The sequence below is a fragment of the Paraburkholderia sp. UCT2 genome (assembly GCF_014397665.1).
Classification (GTDB): Bacteria; Pseudomonadota; Gammaproteobacteria; order Burkholderiales; family Burkholderiaceae; genus Paraburkholderia; species Paraburkholderia tuberum.
The window spans coordinates 1-1,054 of record NZ_VZQO01000140.1 but is presented as its reverse complement, the minus strand read 5'-3'; the positions used below and the strand labels follow the sequence as shown (position 1 = coordinate 1,054).

Genomic DNA, 1,054 nt, shown 5'->3' with positions numbered 1-1,054 from the left:
AGGCAGTATGACTTCCTGCGGGACAGAGGCTGGCCTGCCGCAACGGAATCAAACGCGGGTTAGCATTGCTGTCAGAGCCGCACGGTGCGGACGTGCCGCACCCGGCGATTTCCGACGCGGAGGCCAGCATGGAGCACGATAGCACTCTTTACGTGGGTCTTGATGTTCATAAGGATTCGATCACGGTCGCCTATGCCATTGGTACGGGCGAGGTTGAACTGCTCGGCAAGATCGGTACTACGCAGGCCGACGTGGAACGGTTGTGCAAGAGACTGCAATCTAAAGCGCGATGCGTCAGCATCGTCTACGAAGCCGGTCCGTGCGGATATGGGCTTTACCGGCAGCTTGTCCAGAAAGAATTCCAGTGCATGGTCTGCGCGCCCTCGCTGATTCCCCGCAAGCCAGGTGAGCACATCAAGACTGACAGACGTGATGCCGTCAAGCTCGTCCGATCGCTGCGTGCCGGCGACCTGTCGGCCGTATACGTCCCCAGCGTCGACGATGAAGCATTCCGGGATCTGGCCCGCGCATGGGTGATTGCCAAGGACGACCTCAAGCGTGCACGGCAAAGGGTAAAGGCCTTTCTGCTGTCGCACGGCGTGCGCTACACCCGCTCTGCCGACTGGGGGCCGGCGCACCGACGCTGGCTGAGCGCACACAGCTTCGACAGTGCGTGGCAGCAGTTTGCGTTTGAAGAGCTACGTCGCGCGATCGAAGACCGGCTCGCCCAATGTGACCGGCTGGAGTCCGCGCTGCGTGAGGCAGTCGTCAACTGGCGCTTCTATCCCGCCGTCCTGGGCCTGCAGGCAATGCGCGGTGTCCAGTTCACCACGGCAGTGGGCATGCTCGCCGAGCTGGGCGATCTCTCACGCTTCGTGCACCCACGCCAGTTGATGGCGTGGCTCGGGGTGACGCCGTCCGAGCACTCATCGGGCGGCAAGCGTCGTCAGGGCAGCATCACTAAAAGCGGCAACAGTTATGCAAGAAAGCTGCTAGTTGAAGCTGCATGGAGCTATCGCCACCCTGCGCGTGTGAGCCCCGATATTCAGCGTCG

The 1,054-nt window shown here is 61.9% G+C and carries 1 protein-coding gene; it reads left to right on the top strand.

What is annotated here, in order from left to right; all coding sequences use genetic code 11:
- Positions 1-128: 128 nt before the first annotated feature.
- On the top strand, positions 129-1,054 hold a 926-nt coding region (locus F6X39_RS36110), incomplete at its 3' end, for an IS110 family transposase (protein ID WP_187620153.1).